Source organism: Pseudoalteromonas sp. A25 (assembly GCF_009176705.1).
Lineage (GTDB): Bacteria > Pseudomonadota > Gammaproteobacteria > Enterobacterales > Alteromonadaceae > Pseudoalteromonas.
Map to the genome: position 1 here is coordinate 430,012 of NZ_AP021847.1, position 18,578 is coordinate 448,589.

12 protein-coding genes and 1 pseudogene are annotated in these 18,578 nt (G+C 40.7%); 9 read left to right on the forward strand and 4 right to left on the reverse strand.

All coding sequences use genetic code 11. The features are described 5' to 3' along the window. Position 1: 1 nt before the first annotated feature. The gene (locus GDK41_RS18465; RefSeq protein WP_232056575.1) at positions 2 to 229 is read right to left on the reverse strand and encodes an EF-hand domain-containing protein; all 228 of its coding nucleotides are present in this window, start codon (positions 227 to 229) and stop codon (positions 2 to 4) included. 307 nt (positions 230 to 536) lie between these two features. On the opposite strand from GDK41_RS18465, the gene GDK41_RS18470 reads away from it, so the two are divergent. From GDK41_RS18470 to GDK41_RS18510, 9 genes are all read left to right on the forward strand, one after another. Next, entirely contained in the window at positions 537 to 1,973 is a 1,437-nt protein-coding gene (locus GDK41_RS18470) for a sensor histidine kinase (RefSeq protein WP_172971680.1), read from the forward strand. Beyond that, positions 1,966 to 2,493, forward strand: coding sequence for a hypothetical protein (locus GDK41_RS18475; protein WP_152087946.1), 528 nt, complete (start codon positions 1,966 to 1,968; stop codon positions 2,491 to 2,493). The genes GDK41_RS18470 and GDK41_RS18475 overlap by 8 nt, the downstream gene beginning before the upstream one ends. Further along, the gene (locus GDK41_RS18480) at positions 2,490 to 3,800 is read left to right on the forward strand and encodes a sigma-54-dependent transcriptional regulator (protein ID WP_152087947.1); all 1,311 of its coding nucleotides are present in this window, start codon (positions 2,490 to 2,492) and stop codon (positions 3,798 to 3,800) included. The genes GDK41_RS18475 and GDK41_RS18480 overlap by 4 nt, the downstream gene beginning before the upstream one ends. A gap of 245 nt (positions 3,801 to 4,045) precedes the next feature. Further along, entirely contained in the window at positions 4,046 to 5,998 is a 1,953-nt protein-coding gene (locus tag GDK41_RS18485; protein ID WP_152087948.1) for a methyl-accepting chemotaxis protein, read from the forward strand. Positions 5,999 to 6,104: 106 nt separating this feature from the next. Further along, a complete protein-coding gene (locus tag GDK41_RS18490) occupies positions 6,105 to 7,898 on the forward strand; it encodes a DUF4153 domain-containing protein (protein ID WP_172971681.1) in 1,794 nt (597 codons plus the stop codon). A gap of 166 nt (positions 7,899 to 8,064) precedes the next feature. After that, a complete protein-coding gene (locus tag GDK41_RS18495; RefSeq protein ID WP_152087950.1) occupies positions 8,065 to 9,405 on the forward strand; it encodes an MFS transporter in 1,341 nt (446 codons plus the stop codon). A gap of 504 nt (positions 9,406 to 9,909) precedes the next feature. Then, positions 9,910 to 11,877 carry a serine hydrolase domain-containing protein gene (locus GDK41_RS18500; protein ID WP_152087951.1) on the forward strand — a complete coding sequence of 656 codons (1,968 nt, stop codon included), beginning with the start codon at positions 9,910 to 9,912 and terminating at the stop codon, positions 11,875 to 11,877. A 611-nt stretch (positions 11,878 to 12,488) separates the two neighbouring features. Continuing rightward, on the forward strand, positions 12,489 to 15,179 hold the full coding sequence (locus GDK41_RS18505; protein ID WP_152087952.1) for a PKD domain-containing protein: 2,691 nt from the start codon (positions 12,489 to 12,491) through the stop codon (positions 15,177 to 15,179). Between the two features lie 357 nt (positions 15,180 to 15,536). Further along, positions 15,537 to 16,058, forward strand: a complete 522-nt coding sequence (locus GDK41_RS18510) for a hypothetical protein (RefSeq protein ID WP_152087953.1) — start codon at positions 15,537 to 15,539, stop codon at positions 16,056 to 16,058. Positions 16,059 to 16,406: 348 nt separating this feature from the next. On the opposite strand, the gene GDK41_RS18515 is transcribed toward GDK41_RS18510, so the two are convergent. From GDK41_RS18515 to GDK41_RS18525, 3 genes and pseudogenes are all read right to left on the reverse strand, one after another. After that, positions 16,407 to 17,381 (reverse strand): transposase, encoded by a 975-nt coding sequence (locus GDK41_RS18515; RefSeq protein WP_152087954.1) that lies wholly within the window; start codon positions 17,379 to 17,381, stop codon positions 16,407 to 16,409. A 184-nt stretch (positions 17,382 to 17,565) separates the two neighbouring features. Further along, positions 17,566 to 17,859: pseudogene (locus GDK41_RS18520) on the reverse strand (Mobile element protein); the annotation flags it as partial. A 187-nt stretch (positions 17,860 to 18,046) separates the two neighbouring features. Continuing rightward, positions 18,047 to 18,385: a hypothetical protein gene (locus GDK41_RS18525; RefSeq protein WP_152087955.1), complete on the reverse strand. Its 339-nt coding sequence runs from the start codon at positions 18,383 to 18,385 to the stop codon at positions 18,047 to 18,049. Positions 18,386 to 18,578 lie beyond the last annotated feature (193 nt).

The window sequence follows — 18,578 nt, forward strand, 5'->3', positions numbered from 1 at the left end:
CCTATTCGCTCTTAAACTTTGCGAACTCCTCTGGGCTTAAGACGCCATTACCATCGGTATCTAAGTCTTTAAATTGCGCCATTAACTTTGGTAACGCTTTAGATTCACTTAAGCTAAGCGCGCCGTCACCATCTGAGTCAATTACAGAAAAAGAAGTACCTGCTTGCGCTGTTAGTGCAGCAGCAGACAGCGCTATAAACGAGATTGTAATAAGAGAGTTTTTCATCATTTGGCTCCTTAAGTTGTGCTTTAACCAAACTAGCGCCTACTCGCTAGTGGCCGTTTTAGCTGCTAACGATTTGCCCGTCGCTTAGCAATTGCTTATGTCGCGCTTACTATTCCAACTTTAATGCCAGAACAAATAACCACAATAAAAACAATTGGTTATTATTTATTAGCGCAACCAGTTCAGCATCGATTAAGAGAGTTTGTTGCTTAATTGCAACAAGCAATATCGCGAAAAACAATTATGCTAATTAAATCAATGTATTAGCTTGTTGCTTTTTAACAACATAATGAATATCAAGGAGCGGGTGATGGATATAGAATGGTTAAAGTGGCCGCAATCTTTGTACTTTAGCAAGATCAAAAATTCGCCAGCTAAATTTTTTTCACAATCTTTAGGGCAACAGGCTCGATTGGCAATGCTTCTCGCACTTGTGCCTATTATCGCTTTAACTTTATGGTATGCCCAGCAGCTCGCCAACCACCAGCAAGAGACCAATCACATTTATCAAATTAATCAATCTCTTATATTAAAATTCACGACATTAAAATCAGATATCTCAGCGTTAGAAAAAGCACACCTTAATAATCAGCTCTTAAATAATGCCAAACTGCAAAAAACGATCGAAAATAAATGGCTAACCACTAAAAAGAACATTGAATTTTTAAAAAACTCTCTTCCGTTTGAGCCACTTGTTGCGAAATGGCAACAACTACAAAAGCTAACCCCAAAAATAGGAGCGGTTGACGTTAATTACGAGCAACTCCGTCAACAACTCAACGGCCTAGAAGCTAACTTTAATCAAGCCATACAAAGCCGACTTACTGATAGAGCTTCAGCGTTTGCCAAAATCAATCGCAATTTCCTATTTGGACTGCTGTTACTTATTCCATTGCTTAGTGTTATTTCTTTATTGGTGATCCGAAAAGTCACTCGCCAACTGAATGCATTTGAAACAGTCATATTGCAATTGGGCGGCGGTGATTACACACATCCCATTGAGCTACATGGCAGTGAAGAGTTTGTGGCTTTAGGTAAGGAGCTTGATTGGTTACGCAACGAGCTGCAACGTAGCCAAAAACAAAAGGATGCCTTTCTAAGACATGTTAGCCATGAGCTAAAAACGCCCCTTGCTTCTTTAAAAGAAGGTAATAGCCTGCTGCAAAGCGATAACTTTGGGCATATCACATCAGCTCAGCAACGTATTATACAAATTATGGACAAAGCGTTGTTTCGCTTGGCAACGCTCATTGACGATTTACTTAATTACAGTGCTGCCAACCATACCCTAGCTCATCAGTTTTGTACTTTTGAGCAACTCAAGTGTCAAGTGCTGCAACACTTTGAAGAACAACTCTCTTCGTCACAGTTAAATATTGAATGGATATACCGACAAAACCATACTGTGCTGCCTTACTTACCTGCCAAGTTAATTTTAACGCAACTGATGGGTAATGCCCTTCAGTACGCCAACTCAATGATAAAAATAAAATTTTATGCGCAGCAAAGACAGATATTTATTAATGTTATTGACGATGGCCCCGGCATAGACCCAAGTGAGCAACACCAACTTATGCAACCCTTTTACCGTGGTAAACATAGCAACAATCATCAAGGCAGCGGCTTAGGTCTTGCCATTGTCGCTGAATGCGTAAAACAGCTTAGGGGTACAGCAAGGTGGCAACAAACCAGCGCAGGGGCACACATCTGTATTCAATTTCCTGAACAAGGAGATAAACATGCGTAATGGTCTAATAATATTGCTACTGTGTGCATTGGTGGCCTGCAAAAGCACCACTGATAAGTCAAAAGCTTTTATTGGGCCTAGCAACTCCAAGCAGCAACAATTTGCACCACTTAGCGTATTAGTTCAAGCTCACCTCAGTACCTGCGAGAACCATTCACAAACCGCATTAGCAGGCTACCGAGGGCACCAAACGCTTCGTCTATTTTTAGATAGCTTTTGCAAAGAGCGCTCAACCACCACCCAACTTAGGCTCATCAAAAAGCTGCATCTACAAGAAGATTGGCCACAAGATTATCGCAACTACTTTGCCTTGCTATATCAGCACACGGCAAAACTCAGACAATATAAGTTAGATAACCTCTCGCTGAAAAAACACCAAGCCGCGCAAAAGCAAGCACTGCTTGATGCTGAGCTAGCCCTTGAGCATTTAAAGCAAAAACTCGCCCAAATTGAGCAGCAACGCCTCGCGTCGCCTGCAACCCTAAATAGTAAAGGTAATGAATTAGGAGTTAACCCATGAGCAGCACCCTATTGCTTGTCGATGATGACACATCACTCATTGAATTATTGGCAATGCGCCTAGAAGCGAATAACTATCATGTATTAACCGCCCATAGAGGTACGCAAGCGCTGCAACTTCTACAACAAAATAGTGTAGACTTGGTGATCACCGACTTGCGAATGGCACACATGGACGGGTTTGAGCTATTTGAAAACATAAAAAAGAACCATATTGGACTGCCTGTGATTATGATGAGTGCACACGGCTCTATCCCTGACGCAGTTGATGCGATGCAACAAGGTTTTGTCAGCTTTTTAAGTAAACCAATTGAGAGCCTGTCATTACTTGAAGCCATAAAAAATACCCTCAAAAATCATAAAAAGCGCAATAGCGTGCTAAACAAACACCATTTTCATGGATTGGCGTATCAAAGCAGTCTTATGCATCAAGTTGTACAGCAAATTCAGGCGCTTGCCCCAAGCCAAGCCAGCATTTTGATTCAAGGTGCTAGTGGCACTGGCAAAGAAGTAACAGCACGTGCTATTCATAAAGCCAGTAACTATGCCAGCGGGCCTTTTGTTGCAATTAACTGTGGCGCAGTACCGGCGCACTTATTAGAGTCAGAGCTATTTGGGCACAAAAAAGGCGCATTTACTGGCGCAACACACGACAAAGTGGGTTTAGTGCAAAGTGCCCATGGTGGCACCCTCTTTTTAGACGAAATTGGCGATATGCCAATAGATTTGCAGGTAAAGCTACTGAGAGTACTGCAAGAGCGGACAGTGCGTCCAGTTGGTGGTTATACAGAACAACAAGTTGACGTGCGCGTTCTCTCTGCAAGTCACAAAGACTTATATCAAGCGGTTACCAACCAAGAGTTTAGGGAAGATCTTTACTATCGCCTCAATGTTGTTTCTATTCACTTGCCAAGCTTACACGCACGCCCTGAAGATATTCCATTGCTGGCAAATCGGTTTATGCAACAACTCACTGACGATAAAAAAGTCATCAGCCCACAAGCGATGACCTGCCTGCTTAATTATCATTGGCCGGGAAACATAAGACAGCTACAAAATGTGATTGAACACGCCGTTGCCAATAGCTCTGCAAAGCTCATTACAGCCGATATTATAAAAAGTGCAGTACCACAGATTGGAGAAACAAGCTTTGAAGGTTTAAACGACGCAAAAAAGAAATTTGAACACGACTATATTAAAAAGGTTTTATCTTTATGCCAAGGAAATGTGGCGGAAGCGGCAAAGCTTGCACAAAGAAATCGCTCAGATTTTTACAAGCTAATCAAAAAGCATCAAATAAGTTGCTAGAAAATATAGCGAAACTGGGCGTTAATGGTTATTGTATCTATACTGTAATAATCGTTAAAAGTATCGTTTTGACGTAAAAGCATCGTTAGCTATCGTGCAAAAGTCGCTAACGGTGCCTGATTGTAACGGACCACGCTCAGTAAAAACAGTGAAAAACACCCAATGACAACCCTTTGCTCGGTGTCTAATTATAATAATAATGATCAGCTAGACACCTGCAAACTGCCTAACCACAGGAGCATCTTATGAGAATGCGCCAAAAACTAATTATCAGTTTTTTGCTCACTGTTATCGTGCCCATTCTGGCGATATCTGCAGTCAGTATCACCAAAACAAAAGAAGAATCTCTTAATAGCTTTTTAGACTTCTCAAGCAGTGAGATCCGCCAAATAGAAAATACCTTTGTCTTATTTTTTGAGCAAATGAAAAATAATGCTCGATTTTTAGCACAGCACAAAACAGTAAGCGATATGCCTGATGATATCGCACAGTATTTTGGGGCAGAAAAGCCCATGACACCGCATAAAAACTCCCCTCAAGAAGGTGAAATATTTGAGTTTTACACCGCTTTTGGGCAAACCCATCCAGAGCTGTTGTTTGTATATATGGGCTCTGAGTATGGCGGGTTTATTCAGTACCCCGCGGAGCCTTTAGGTAATTATGACCCGCGCAAACGTCCTTGGTATAAAAATGCAAAACAGTCTCCAAAAGATGTGGTGATCACAGAGCCATATCAAGGCGTAACCGGACAAGCAATGGTATCGGTTGCCACAGGTATATTTAACAACAACAAGTTTCTTGGTGTGCAATCGCTCGATGTGACCTTATCAACCCTGACCGATATTGTGAGCAACATTAAGCTAGGTGAGACGGGTTACGTAATTTTACTTGATGGCAAAGGCACCGTGCTTGCCGACCCCAAACGACCAGAAAACAACTTTAAAAATATCAATGAACTCGATGTGCCGCTTTACAAAAAAATTGCCACTGCCGATGACAAGCCCTACATCAGTGTAGAAATGAAAAATAAAACGGTTGATGCCAAGGTGTATCACTCTGAAAAACTTAACTGGCGCTTTGTTGCGGTGATTGATGAAGACGAGATCCTCTCATCTGCTTATAGCATGTCTTGGAGCATCACTTTGATAGCGCTGGTCATGTTAATGATATTTGGCATTATCGCGGTGACATTAGCAAACAAGATTGTGTACCCCATTGAACGAGTGTCTGAGGGGTTACGAGATATCGCTCAGGGTGAAGGTAACTTATCTAAACGTTTGCAAGTAATTGGCAATGATGAGATCAGTGAACTGGCGACGTGGTTCAATCAATTTTTAAACTCAATTAACGCGTTAGTAAAAGATATTCAGCAAAACGCGCATACGCTTAATAGCTCTGCTCAGCATTTTGAGACCCAAATTAATGATATACGTAACCAATGCCGCAGCCAGCAAGGGACGGCCAATCAAGCAGCTAATAACACCGAAGCTGTTCACCATATGGCGCAAAATGTGAGTGATAACTGCCAAGGCTCGTTGGATGAAATAGCCCAAACCGACCAATTTGCTCACTCTGGCAACACCTTAATAAGCAACACAGTAAACCAAGTTGCACAGCTTAATAGCTCTTTAGATGCCTCCGCCGCTGAAATATCACAACTCGAAAGCGAAAGTAATAACATCACCAATATCTTAGGGGTGATCAGAGGAATAGCAGAGCAAACTAACTTGCTGGCTTTAAATGCCGCGATTGAAGCTGCCAGAGCCGGAGAGCAAGGTCGTGGATTTGCCGTTGTAGCCGATGAGGTGAGAACACTGGCCCAGCGCTCTCATGATGCCACACAAGAAATAGAGCAAGTATTGACCAAGCTGATTGAACAAACGCGTTCAGTATCAAGTAAAATGACCGAAAGCGTGAACGCATCCAATCAGGCCATTGAACAATCAGAAGAGGCGCACCAAGCTTTTGAAAACATAGCCAGCAGTGTAACCAAAGTTAAAGAGCTTATTACAACCATTGCTCACGATGCTCAGCAACAAGGTTCTTCAGCAAGTCAAACTCATGACCAAATAGCAGGGCTCACTGAGTCAGTAGTGCAGGTCAGTCAAGCTTCTGATAGCCTCTCTGATGGTGCTAAATCGCTGGTTGAACTTGCGAAAAGCCTTGATCAGCTAGTTGGTCGATTCCACATTGATTAACTTGCTAACAACCAACAAAAAGCGCACATCAGTGCGCTTAGTCATTCCACATTAAGTGTTCAAGGGATAGCATTTAATTGCGCAGTAAATATATAGGATGGAACCAATGCAAACCGATGTGACTAACCCAACAGAAGCAGTGCCAACGGATACAGCTCATGCAGAGCTTCAAAACACCCCAACCCAACGCCGTTGGTTATTATTGTGTGCTTTAGTGCAGGCGCTCGGGCTCGTACTACTTCATCAAGCATTGAGCTTTGACTGGCAAATAACACAGTCTCCCTCTATGTTACTAGCAAGTTATGCCGCGCTTTTAACTGGGCCAACACTCCTTATTTATGGTGTGACAACCATTACAAAACGCCATTTTTACCCCATCGTCGTAGGTTTTACTATTACTGCCGCGCTACTTGGTGCTTATACGGGCTCGCAAACGCTTTATCCAGAGTACCCTGATTTAGCAGCACACAGCTTTAACTTTGCCGCCATAATGTCGTTGTTAACTTTCAAAATATTTATCTTTTCAGCATCAATCACGCACCAAAATGGTCAATGGCAACTGAGTTATCCGCTGCTAATTGGCAACACCTGTAAGCTGATCATTACCGTGCTTTTGGCCAGTATATTTACCTTAATCGTATGGCTTATTGCTGTATTGTGGGCTGAGCTATTCAGTACCATTGATATTCACGTTTTCAAAGATATCTTCTATGAACCTTGGTTTGTATACCCAACGCTATCTCTTGCACACGCCATTGGGGTATTAAAGGTACGCAACAGTAGTAAAGTTGTGACTACGGCTAATCACCTTATAAAAACGCTCTCGTTTGCCTTACTGCCTTTGCTGTTACTGTTAAGTTCAGTCTTTTTGGTCGCTATTACCTTTCAAGGCTTAGATGCGCTTTGGGATAATGGTGGTAGCAACTTAGTATTTGTGCTGACTTTATTGATTTTATTAACACTCAACTTAGCATTTCAAGATACGCTGACTGCACCAAATATAGCGCGCATTGCCAATATCGCTCTGCTCTTGGGTATTGTCATTTTACCTGTATATCTTGCTATTAGCGGCTATGGATTATGGTTAAGAGTTGAGCAGTATGGCCTGAGCGTTAGTCGCTTATGGGCTATTTTTGTATGGATATTCTTAACATTTTACCTTGGCTGTTACAGCATATGTATCATTAAAGATAAGCTTAACTGGGTACGCGCATTGGGTACCATAAATACCCGTTTGGGACTACTACTCGCCTTGGCACTTATACTGACTCAGTCGCCCTTATTAAACTTTAAATATATAAGTGCCCAAAACCAGCTAGCGCGAATACACGCAGGCCTTACTGATGTAGACGACATTGATGTTTACTACTTTGCCCATGACCTTGGCGTGGCAGGCACTGAAGCCCTAATTGAAATTGAAGCGCATTACGCACAGCAATATCCGCAGCTAGGGGTTCGCATTAAAGCTGCCCTTGAAAATACACAATTTGATGATTTGCATGACCAGCCTTTTGATATTACAGACGCTCTTCAAATCATCGGCTCAGCACCAGACACCGAGTTACCCAGCTCACTGATACAAAAACTGCAGCAATACGTGCTTGAATACAAAGCCATTGCTGCCAACAGTATTGAGCTGCTCATACTCCCTATCGAACTCAATGATGACAAACAATTGGAATATATATTTATTGCCAAGCAAGACAACTACTCAGACCTATCGCTTTTTTATCTAGACCAAAAACAGTGGCAACGCAGAGCACTACATTTTAATCATAGCGATGAACTCTCTGATCAAGAGTTAGTCGACCTATTAATACAAGGGACATATGAGGTGGCTCCTGCTCAATTTAAAGATATTAAAGTCAATGGTGTAAAACTAAACGCATTTGCATACTAAAAAGTCGAAAGTGGGCAAATAATGCCGCCTAACCTTAGTTTGGCATCATCAGCTAATTTACGTTTTAAGCTATCCAATCAAGGTCAGTAATAGCTTGGAGTTTTGTGCTATTTCTTCTACTATTAGAGACTTACCGCATTAAAATATGGCCAGTTTAGTTGCCTTTATGAAATCATTTCCATCTTTGTACTTTACAAACTTCTTTTTGGTAGGTGGCACAGGTTTATTGACCACCTACCTAGCGCTCTATCTTGGGCAACATGATGTCTCAACCTTTTGGATTGGGCTGCTAACTTCGTGTTACTACCTTGGTTTATTATTAGGCTCAAAGTTAGGCTATCACTTAATAAAGTCGGTTGGTCATATTCGGGCATTTTCTGCCAGCACAGCCATTGTAACTGCCTGTGTTGCCAGCCACGGGGTAAGCGACAACATTTATTTTTGGCTATTACTGCGTTTTGTGGTTGGCTTGGGCATGATGTGTAATTACATGGTGTTAGAGAGCTGGCTGAACGAACAAGCGGCACCCGAGCAACGCGGAAGAGTGTTTTCTTTTTACATGCTCACGTCCTATTTAGGTATGGTGGGTGGGCAATTTGCGCTATCGCAGTTTCCTGAGCTTGGCTATGCTCCACTGTTTTTAATCTGTATTGCGTTATCATTTGGCATCGTGCCCATCACCATCACGCGTAGGATCCACCCAAAACCTTTAAAGCCCATTCAAGTGAGTTTGGTTGGCTTTTTCAAAACTATTCCTCAGTCGCTTACCGCAGTTTGCTTTGCAGGTGTGATCAATGGCAGCTTTTATGGCCTTGCGCCTACTTTTGCAAGCCAAGCAGGGCTTAGCGCCGAAGAGATCGCCATGTATATGGCTGTAACGATATTTGCAGGACTGTTAGCACAGTGGCCAATGGGCGTGATCTCAGATAAAGTTCGCCGCAGTATTTTACTGCGAACCAATGCCATAATGATAGGGCTCGTGTCGCTTGGCCTGTTTTTTTTACCAACCCAAGCGCCCTTTAGTTATTGGCTAACATTTGCTTTTGGCCTGTTTGCTTTTACCTTGTATCCACTATCGTCTGCCTTGGCTAATTCTCGTGTTGATGACGAGCACCGCGTTGGTGTGTCTTCGGCATTATTGGTTGCATTTGGTGCCGGTGCCTGTGTTGGTTCAGCAAGCCTTGCTCAGGTAATGACCTACTTTGGTCCTCACTCTTTGTATGCAACTTTTGCCGTCCTGACGGTAATCATGTACGCAGCTTTAACCTATATCAATGCTCGCCAAAAAGAAGAAGAGCCAGAACCAACAGACTATGTTGCTGCTACCTCAGATATCACCAGCTCTCCACTTGCTGCTACACTTGACCCACGTATTGAAGACAAGACCGCACAAGAGCAAATGCTGATAGTTGATGGCCATATCATCAATACTGATATTTTTTCTGACGACTTAGACGAAGAGTTAGCGCAACACGCGCAAAGTAAAGAGAGTGAGCCGAGTAAATAAAAGCGACATGGCTTAATACAATTTTCAGTGCTTACGTTAGTAGGTGTTATCACTACTCGATAACACCTATGCAAACTTAAAAGCGCTATTTCCAGAACTAAACGCCCTGCTATTCAACAGCTCTGACGATTATCACTAGCAAGAACTAATACCAATCCGCAATAACACTTAATCCTTTTGAAGGATTAAACCTAACGACAGCTGCGTTAAAAATTTCTCATTTAGAACAACTAAATAACGAAATTTTTGCCTTGCTATCGACAAGGTTTTCTTGCTTCAAAAAAGACCACTTAGTTAAGCGGATTGGTATAACCATAATGCCTGCTTAAGAATAAATGTTATACCACTTAAACCAACAGTTTATGGGAGAAACACAAGGGCTAATTTAGATAATGCCGATTTGCTATTTACTAACTTTTGATACGCGTATGAGGTAATTAAACTAGCAATTATATAACTCAAGAGTATGCTTATAAATTACACGTTATAAACGCATGGAAGAACATGAAACGTATTTTCAAGCACATATTTATCATCTTATTTATTACAATGTCTGCAGCATGTAGCACTGTGGCTGATCAAAGCCCAACAAACAAGCTCACTAAGGTGCTTAGTTATGACCTACCAAATAAATGGCGAATAGATGAACTGAACGAGCAGCTATTAGTTAATTCACCCAGTGAAGACCTAACCATGCATGTGTTACAGTTGCCTAGAACCCAAAACAAACCCAGCGAAATCGCATTATCAGCGTGGAAAAAGGTTTCGCCTGATGTGACACTAGAAGTCAGTTTTGAAGAGCCTGAGTTATCAAATCAAGGGTGGGAGGCGCAACATCACGTTGAACTCGTTGGTTCTAACAACAACGTGTATCAAGCAACTCTTTTAATCGGTCAAAAAGAGGTATATGCAATACTGCTCAAAACAACGCCCTCTGAGTTTGATAAACGCTATGCCGAGATAAGCTTGTTTTTAAATAGTATTCACCTAAGTGGATACAAAGCGCCTGACTATTCATCTTTAACAGCAAAAGCGCTAGATGCTAACGATATTAAAAACCTCCAGTCATTTATAGCTCAATCAGCAAGCACACTCTCGGTACCTGGGGTGGCGTTTGCGATTTCACAAGGGGGCAAAGTCGTATTTGAAGGAGGAACTGGCTTTACAAATACCCGTAAACAACAGCCTGTAGATGCGAAAACTCAGTTTATGATTGCGTCGAATACAAAAGGGATGACCACACTTTTATTAGCCAAATTGGTTGAGCTTGGCAAACTCTCTTGGGAAGACCGCGTTATTGATCATTTCCCAACTTTCAAACTTGGCAATAGCAAAACAACTGAGCAAATATTGGTTAAACATCTGGTTTGTGCATGTACAGGGCTGCCTAGGAAAGATTTTAATTGGATGTTTGCCAATACAAAACACACTCCTGCAAGTTCGGTTTTTGATGACCTTGCTCAGTTAGAACCGACAAGTGAGCTTGGTGAACTCTATCAATATAATAATCAAATGGCTGCTGCCGCAGGCTATATAGCAGGGCATGTACTTTACCCTGATATGCCCCTTGACGAAGCTTATGATACAGCCATGCAACACTATGTATTTGAGCCATTACATATGAATGATACGGGTTTTTCCTTTAACAACGCACTACGCAGTAACTTTGCAAGCCCACATGATTTAGATATTTACGGAAACATCATAGAAGTTCACCAAAATGAGCATCAAGGCTTTAATCATACCATCACACCATACCGCCCTGCTGGCGGCGCTTGGTCAAACGTATCAGACATGTTGCGCTATGCACAAAACGAACTTGATAAGGGCCAGGCTCGAAATAAGAAACGAGCTTTTAATGAATTGGCCTTGCTGCAAAGGCGTGCCAATATGATCACATACGATGTATTAGCACACTACGGAATGGGACTGGCGAAAGAGTCACTATTTGGCCTTGAGATAATTCAGCATGGCGGCAGTTTAGTCGGCTATAAATCTGATTTTTATGTTATCGAGCAGGCTGGTATTGCAGCGGTGATCATGGTTAATTCAACCGAAGGCCAGCCTCTATTAAAAGCTTTTTTACACAAATTGCTTGAACTCGTTTATGAGCGCAAAGGCCAAGCTCAGAGCATGGTGAAAATAGCCAAAGAAAAACAGCAAATGTACACTCAAGAGTTTATCTCATATATAGACTCTTCGACCAACCAATCAATTAAGAATAACCTTGCACCAGCTTACAAAAATGAAGCCTTAGGCGTGATCACTTTTGACAGCCAAACACAAAAAATAAGAATAAATTCAGGACAATGGCAAGCTGAGTACACAACCATAAGTAGTGACGGCACCAGTAAATTAGTCTTTATTGATCCCGTATTAAAAGGGTTAGAACTAGAGGTTGGCAATGATAATGCTAAAAGAACACTAACATTACATGGCCCTCAGCACCGCTATGTTTTCTATGAGATGTAGGAACTTTTTTAAGCCATCGCAGCCATGTTGAATCTTAATTATCGCAATGATTTTTGCTTTACTTAATATATTTCGAGGGGTACCGAAAAAAGTAGGTGCCAAGCAAAATAGAGAGAAGCGGTATTGCAGTGGCTTTTGCAACTATCTACTTTTAACAGCTGAACACTATTTCCCCTAATTATTACTCATCACGCAGCTAATTCTATTGGCATATTTAACCTCAGCTGTGGATAAGAGTTTTGGTAGTTCACAATAGAAATGTTGTAACCCCTTCAACATCCAATGATGATATTTTGCTCAATAACAAGGCATTTTCGCGAAGTAATAGCGCGCTATTACAAGTAAAAATAACGCAGAGAGTGAGCGAAATAGCTTTATTGGGCAAATTCACTTATGTGCAGCTGAGGTTATTTAGGCATAACTTTAAAAATGATGCCATAACATAGGTTTACCTTTGTTCACCTCTTTAGTGTCATAAATACGGGCGTATTGTGGACTGTACTTAACTTCATAAGAGCAGCCGCTTATTACCTGAACGCGTAAAAACGGGCTTTTAAATAACAAAAAAAAGGGTACAATAGTCCCTTTTAATTAAACAATAAAGGCCATTAATGAAACCTGTGAATATTTCTAAGGGATTAGCGCTTTCAGTATTAACACTTGCACTTACAGCATGTGGTGGTGGCAGTAGCGATACGCCAGCAACCCCTGATAGCAATGAAGTAACAACACCCGTAACGCCACCTGTCACGCCAACAGAGCCTGAAAACCAAGCACCTGTTATTGAAGCTGCTTCTGCTCTTCAAGTGCAAGAGCGCGCTCAGTTCAGTTTTACGGCGCAGGCCAGCGATGCAGACGGCGAAGTGACTAGTTACTCGTGGGAACAAACAGCAGGTACTGGCATAGAATTATCAAGCCTTGACTCAGATACAATTGAATTTTTAGCACCTGAAATTACAGAAGACCAAAACATTACGCTTACGCTCACTGTAACAGATGACAAAGAAGCAACCACAAGCCAAGAATTTAATATCTCTTTAAAAGCTTACGGACAGCCTAGCTCAGATTCAATTACTGACAGCGCATTGTTGTCATGTATTCAAAATGCAGAACTCGACTTTGGTGCAACCAATATCGAATGTAACGGTACCCAAGTTGCGCAGCTAACTGGCTTAGAGCTATTTACCAAGCTAACGTCGTTATCTGTTGAAGGTGGCAAATTACAGAGTATTGAAACATTAAGTTCATTAACTCAGCTTGAGCGTTTACGTTTAAAAGACAATGCGATCACCGACTTTGCAGCGGCTAATTCATTAGTAAACTTAACCGAATTATCACTGTCGGCAGATTCAAGTAATACGCTGAGTAATTTAGATTTTACAAATTTCTTAAACCTCAAATCACTAGGTGTTTTTGGCTTAGAAAATAGCAGTCATATTCAGTTTGATCTATCGACACTGCCTGTGAACCTGACGGCGTTATCACTGCATCAAGTTTCTAATGTGTACTCTTCTGACTTGTCAGCATTTACGCAATTGGAAAAACTAAGCCTCAAGCTTAAAAACAACATAGAGTCGCTTTCGTTTTTAACTAAAATGCCTAATATTCAAGAGCTCGAGATAGAACTTAGAGACTCTTACAATAGCTTTAGTGACCCAAGTGCATTTGCAGTAACGCCTAACTTAACCAAGCTATCGCTTGTTTATAGCAATATCAGTGATTATAGTTTTATTGGTGATTTAACTCAGTTAAAACAGCTAAATATCACCAATGGATATCGCTATAATGCTCGACCACTTGATGCGAGTTCAATGAGCTCTCTGACTAGCTTAGAAAGCTTAAAACTTAATGGGGTTAAGCTAGAGAACCATGGCAAACTTAGCCAGCATTCGGCTCTTAAAGAGCTGCAACTAAGTTATAACCTAATCAACTCGGTTGGCTTTTTAGAAAGCATGAGCGAATTGACCAGCCTTGAGATCAGCAATAACGACATAATAGATATGGGTTGGCTAAAGTTTGCACCTAAATTAGAGCACTTATCACTAAAAAACTTAAGTACAGACGCCCAGTTCAGCACGGTTAGCTCACTACCTCAGCTCAAAAGCCTTCATATTGAGTATGATAGTTATTATAATACAAGTTTTGACGTGAAAGATTTAGAGCAATTAAGTAACCTAGAAACCTTAAGATTAGATATTCAAACAATTACAAATATTGACAAGTTACAGTCTTTATCAAAGTTAAAATCACTAGATTTAGAGCAGTCTGGGTTAAGTTTGCTGCCAAATATTTCAAACCTTAAAGAGTTAGAGTCGCTTACTCTTATTAACAATTATTCATCTGATACTGCACCTGAAGATTTAACTGGATTAGGAACATCAGCATCGCTTAAGCACTTAACACTTAAAGGTTTTCGTAAAGTATCTGATTTTTCAGCACTAGAATCTTATACTCAACTAACTGAGCTAAAACTGAGTAACTTTGATGCCTCTGATATCACCCCTATCTCAACGCTCACTGGGCTCAAAACGTTAGTAATATCTAACTTTAATGAGCTCATATACGTTAACTCATTGAGCAACCTAGTTAACTTACAGAGCCTAGATCTTAGCTCTAACAATTTCTTATACTGTACTGACGTAGAAACACTGAAAACCACGTTTGCAGATATTGACTCTAGCGAGTTCCCTTATAACTGTATTGATAAGCCAATTGATTACAGTGTGCTGGTTGATGAAAATTTAAGAAACTATTTTAGATCAAATAATTATAAAGATGCCTCTAAAGTTAATTACTTAACTATAGAGATGTCTGAAGTATCTTCTTTGGCAGGTATTGAGCAGTTTGAGAACTTACAAGGTTTAACCTTTAGGCATTTAACTGACTTATCGGTAATTGATAGTGCCACACTGAGTCAATTGCCAAACCTAAATAAGATCAGATTTGATTATAATCGCTTTACCACGTTAGAGAGTTTGTCATTACCAAGCACAGTGACCGAGTTACATATCGAAGATCACAATGTAACACTTAGCCTTAAAAACTTTAACGCTCCAAGCCTGACCAAGTTGAGCCTTAGATGGCTAACATTAAGTGATACCGAATCGTTATCTGGCTTTACAAACCTTACCAGCCTAGACCTGTACCGCGCTAACATTACAGATCTGACGCCAATCTTCACACTAACCAACTTGCAGCAGTTAGACTTAAGAGACAACAGCAATATTGGCTGTGATCAGCTGGCACAATTAAAAGCTAAGCTAACAAACACAAACATATACTCACCTTACCAGTGTAGATAATGTAAAAAGTAAGGCTCACATAGTGAGCCTTACAACCAACATATAACTTTATCAGCTGCTTATATTTTAACGGAGTTCCTTCTTTTTAAATCAGACAGCCATAATTAAATTACTAAAAGAGTGACCATCCAAAGCCCGTACTTTTGATATTTTTATGTCAAAAGCGCCTCTTCAATCTACTTTTTGCTTTTATCCGAGATATTTGATCTAAGGTCGTTGCCCAATATACGCTCAGATCTATCCCCATCATCAGAGCTAGGTTACTTTCTCTCCGCAACCGATTGTCAGAGCAGACCAGTCCATTTTCAAATTTATGTTTGAATGAATGAGACTCTCACTTAACCTTAGGGGATCGTTATGTTGTTCATATCTGTGCTGTTGGCGTTAACTTCTCTACTTTTAATCATAAATAAACCTTTTAAGAAGCGCATCAATCAATATGGTGAAACGTACTTAATTCCGGTTTATATTCCATTAGACAATGTACGTGCGGGAAAACTTGCACTTTACTGTGCATTACTCGCAGCTACTTGTGCCGTATGTATCACCTATATACTCGATATTACAACCGCAGAAACCGAAGATATGATGGTGTATTGGGTCATTATCAGTGTCACAGGTGTATTAATTGCTTTGATCAGCAATGCGTTTTTTGCTGTCTATTTGGCCAAAAAGCTAATCGAACATTTGGATAAGGCTGCGCTAAAATACGAAGGTATTTGCAAACCTTTCTCAGACAGAGTAGGGGTAATGGTTGGCATTGCATCATTTTATTTGTTTTTGTATGACATGATGATGCGTATACCTGCTTTAAAAAATGGAATCGACAATTTCTTTTCGTTTTTAGGAGACGCATTACACTACGTTGTTATCTGGTAATGTAGTAGAGCAGTAAGCGTGCTTTTGTATGAATTAAGTGCTGCTAGGGGGGGCGTTGATAGAGCTTGTATCAGCAGGCAAAGTGCAAGATCTGACCCCATTTGTTCTTGTAGCTCACAAACTTGCAAGAGCGGCTTACAGCTTTTTTAAATTAGACAGCCATAATTAAATTACTAAAAGAGTGACTATCCAAAGCCCGTACTTTTGATATTTTTATGTCAAAAGCGCCTCTTCAATCTACTTTTTGCTTTTATCCGAGATATTTGGCGTTAATTGCAAAGTGCTAGGCAGAGCTCTACCTACTTTGACAGCATGATTGTGGTTACGAATTTAGGGTTGTCACGTGGTTTAGCCGAAAAGCTTTTCGCAATGACTAATGCCAGTTCGCCGTTTTACTTCTAAATGCGTGTAATAACCATCCAGTTTATTAGGTCGCCCTACTGCGCCTTTGAACACTTTGGTGAATTGCGTGGTGAGCTTTAGCCAGTTTTCAGGGGCGATGTTTAGTCTCTCTAAAATAGGGAGAGTGCGCTGCTCTATGTGCCCGCGTTTGTCTTCTCGCATACAGCGACCAGTGAGTTCCACTAACTCTAAGTACGACTTTAACTCAAAGGGGAGCCCTTTGGGTATGTGTTTTCTGGGGCTGCCTGCAAAACGGGCGAGTTGTTTGGGTTGTTTTGCATCTTTGGCGGCTTTAATTCGCTTTTGTACGCTGGTGTGGTCAGAGTCTTCTGGGGTTTTAGCCATCTTAGCCCTAATGGGGTTTAGGTCGACATACGCCATGCATGCAGCTACTGCGGCTTCATCTAGCAGTGCTTGGGATTTAAACCGCCCTTCCCAAAATCGGCCTGTGCAGTTATCTTCTTTATTGGCTTTTCTGGCTATATCTTCATTAAGTACTCGCATAAACCAACTGATATCCGCCAGTCGTTCACGATAATCGGCAATGGTGCGATTTAAAAAGAATTGCTGTGCCTTATCTAGCTTGTCGCCTTGTAGATATTTTTGCGTAAGCAGCGTACCTTTGAATAATTTGTGCCAACGTATAAGTATGGCTTTATCATTCAACCGTTTTGCTTTTTTATCATCTACATACAACACAATATGCGTATGGTTACTCATCACCGCATAGGCACATACATCAATACAAAATACTTTGGCCAACGCCAGCAGTTTGTCTTCTACCCATTGTCTGCGATGCTCATAGCTTTTGCCCGTTATCGTGTCATCACCGCACAAAAATGCACGGCGAACACACCGTGATATACAGTGATAATATTTGGTATCAACAAGACTTATCTGCCTTTTACGTGCCGTCGCCATCGAAGCTGCCTACCTTTTAATCAGATAAATAAAAGATAGGCAATGAATGAAAAATAAACAAATAAAAGTGGGTGTCTTGTTTATTTTTTTTTGGAAACTGCCTACCTTTTAATCAGATAAATAGAAGATAGGCAATGAATGAAAAATAGACAAATAAAAGTGGGTGTCTTGTTTATTTATTTAATAATTTGTGCCAACGTATAAGTATGGCTTTATCACTCAAGCGCTTTGCTTTTTTATCATCTACATACAACACAATATGCGTATGATTACTCATCACCGCATAGGCACATACATCAATGCAAAACACTTTGGCAAGCGCTAGCAGTTTGTCTTCTACCCATTGTCTGCGGTGCTCATAGCTTTTACCCGTTATCGTGTCATCACCACACAAAAATGCACGCCGAACACACCGTGATATACAGTGATAATATTTGGTATCAACAAGACTTACCTGTCTTTTACGTGCCGTCGCCATCGAAGCTGCCTACCTTTTAATCAGATAAATAAAAGATAGGCAATGAATAAAAAATATACAAATAAAAGTGGGTGTCTGATTTAATTAATAAAAGATAGGCAATGAATGAAAAATATACAAATAAAAGTGGGTGTCTATTTTAATTTAATTACGTGCCGTCGCCATCGAAGCTGCCTACCTTTTAATCTCATAAATAAAAGATAGGCAATGAACGAAAAATATACAAATAAAAGTGGGTGTCTTGTTTATTTTTCCTTAAATTTGCGCTGCCATTTTTTTTGTTTGCTGCACCTTTCATATCCACTATATTACTGACTTCATCAGCAGTCACATCATTAACTGTCATGCTTCCGTTATCAGTTTTAATTGTTATAGTGTCACCCTTTACTTCAACGCTTTGAACTGTATCAGAGGCACTGATCTTGCCTGTTGTCGAGACATCAGCAGTTTTTGTGCGCACATTCGACCCAGTCTTTTTCTCCCATTTATACCCACTCGGATCCGTCCCTGCCAATGGGTTATTCATAATATACGAATATGGGTTTATCGACTGCGAGTTCCCTGGAGACTGAACATACGCAAATAAAAGTGGGTGTCTTGTTTATTTTTAGGTGTCTTGTTTATTTTTTTTATGGAAACTGCCTACCTTTTAATCAGATAAATAAAAGATAGGCAATGAACGAAAAATATACAAATAAAAGTGGGTGTCTTATTTATTT

What these genes read in the sequence shown, in the direction of transcription:
- GDK41_RS18470 (WP_172971680.1), top strand. Translation starts at nt 537, where the DNA reads ATGGATATAGAATGGTTAAAGTGGCCGCAATCTTTGTACTTTAGCAAG.
- GDK41_RS18490 (WP_172971681.1), top strand. Translation starts at nt 6,105, where the DNA reads ATGCAAACCGATGTGACTAACCCAACAGAAGCAGTGCCAACGGATACA.
- GDK41_RS18465 (WP_232056575.1), bottom strand. Translation starts at nt 229, where the DNA reads ATGATGAAAAACTCTCTTATTACAATCTCGTTTATAGCGCTGTCTGCT.
- GDK41_RS18515 (WP_152087954.1), bottom strand. Translation starts at nt 17,381, where the DNA reads ATGGCGACGGCACGTAAAAGGCAGATAAGTCTTGTTGATACCAAATAT.
- GDK41_RS18480 (WP_152087947.1), top strand. Translation starts at nt 2,490, where the DNA reads ATGAGCAGCACCCTATTGCTTGTCGATGATGACACATCACTCATTGAA.
- GDK41_RS18475 (WP_152087946.1), top strand. Translation starts at nt 1,966, where the DNA reads ATGCGTAATGGTCTAATAATATTGCTACTGTGTGCATTGGTGGCCTGC.
- GDK41_RS18510 (WP_152087953.1), top strand. Translation starts at nt 15,537, where the DNA reads ATGTTGTTCATATCTGTGCTGTTGGCGTTAACTTCTCTACTTTTAATC.
- GDK41_RS18505 (WP_152087952.1), top strand. Translation starts at nt 12,489, where the DNA reads ATGAAACCTGTGAATATTTCTAAGGGATTAGCGCTTTCAGTATTAACA.
- GDK41_RS18500 (WP_152087951.1), top strand. Translation starts at nt 9,910, where the DNA reads ATGAAACGTATTTTCAAGCACATATTTATCATCTTATTTATTACAATG.
- GDK41_RS18525 (WP_152087955.1), bottom strand. Translation starts at nt 18,385, where the DNA reads ATGAATAACCCATTGGCAGGGACGGATCCGAGTGGGTATAAATGGGAG.
- GDK41_RS18495 (WP_152087950.1), top strand. Translation starts at nt 8,065, where the DNA reads ATGAAATCATTTCCATCTTTGTACTTTACAAACTTCTTTTTGGTAGGT.
- GDK41_RS18485 (WP_152087948.1), top strand. Translation starts at nt 4,046, where the DNA reads ATGAGAATGCGCCAAAAACTAATTATCAGTTTTTTGCTCACTGTTATC.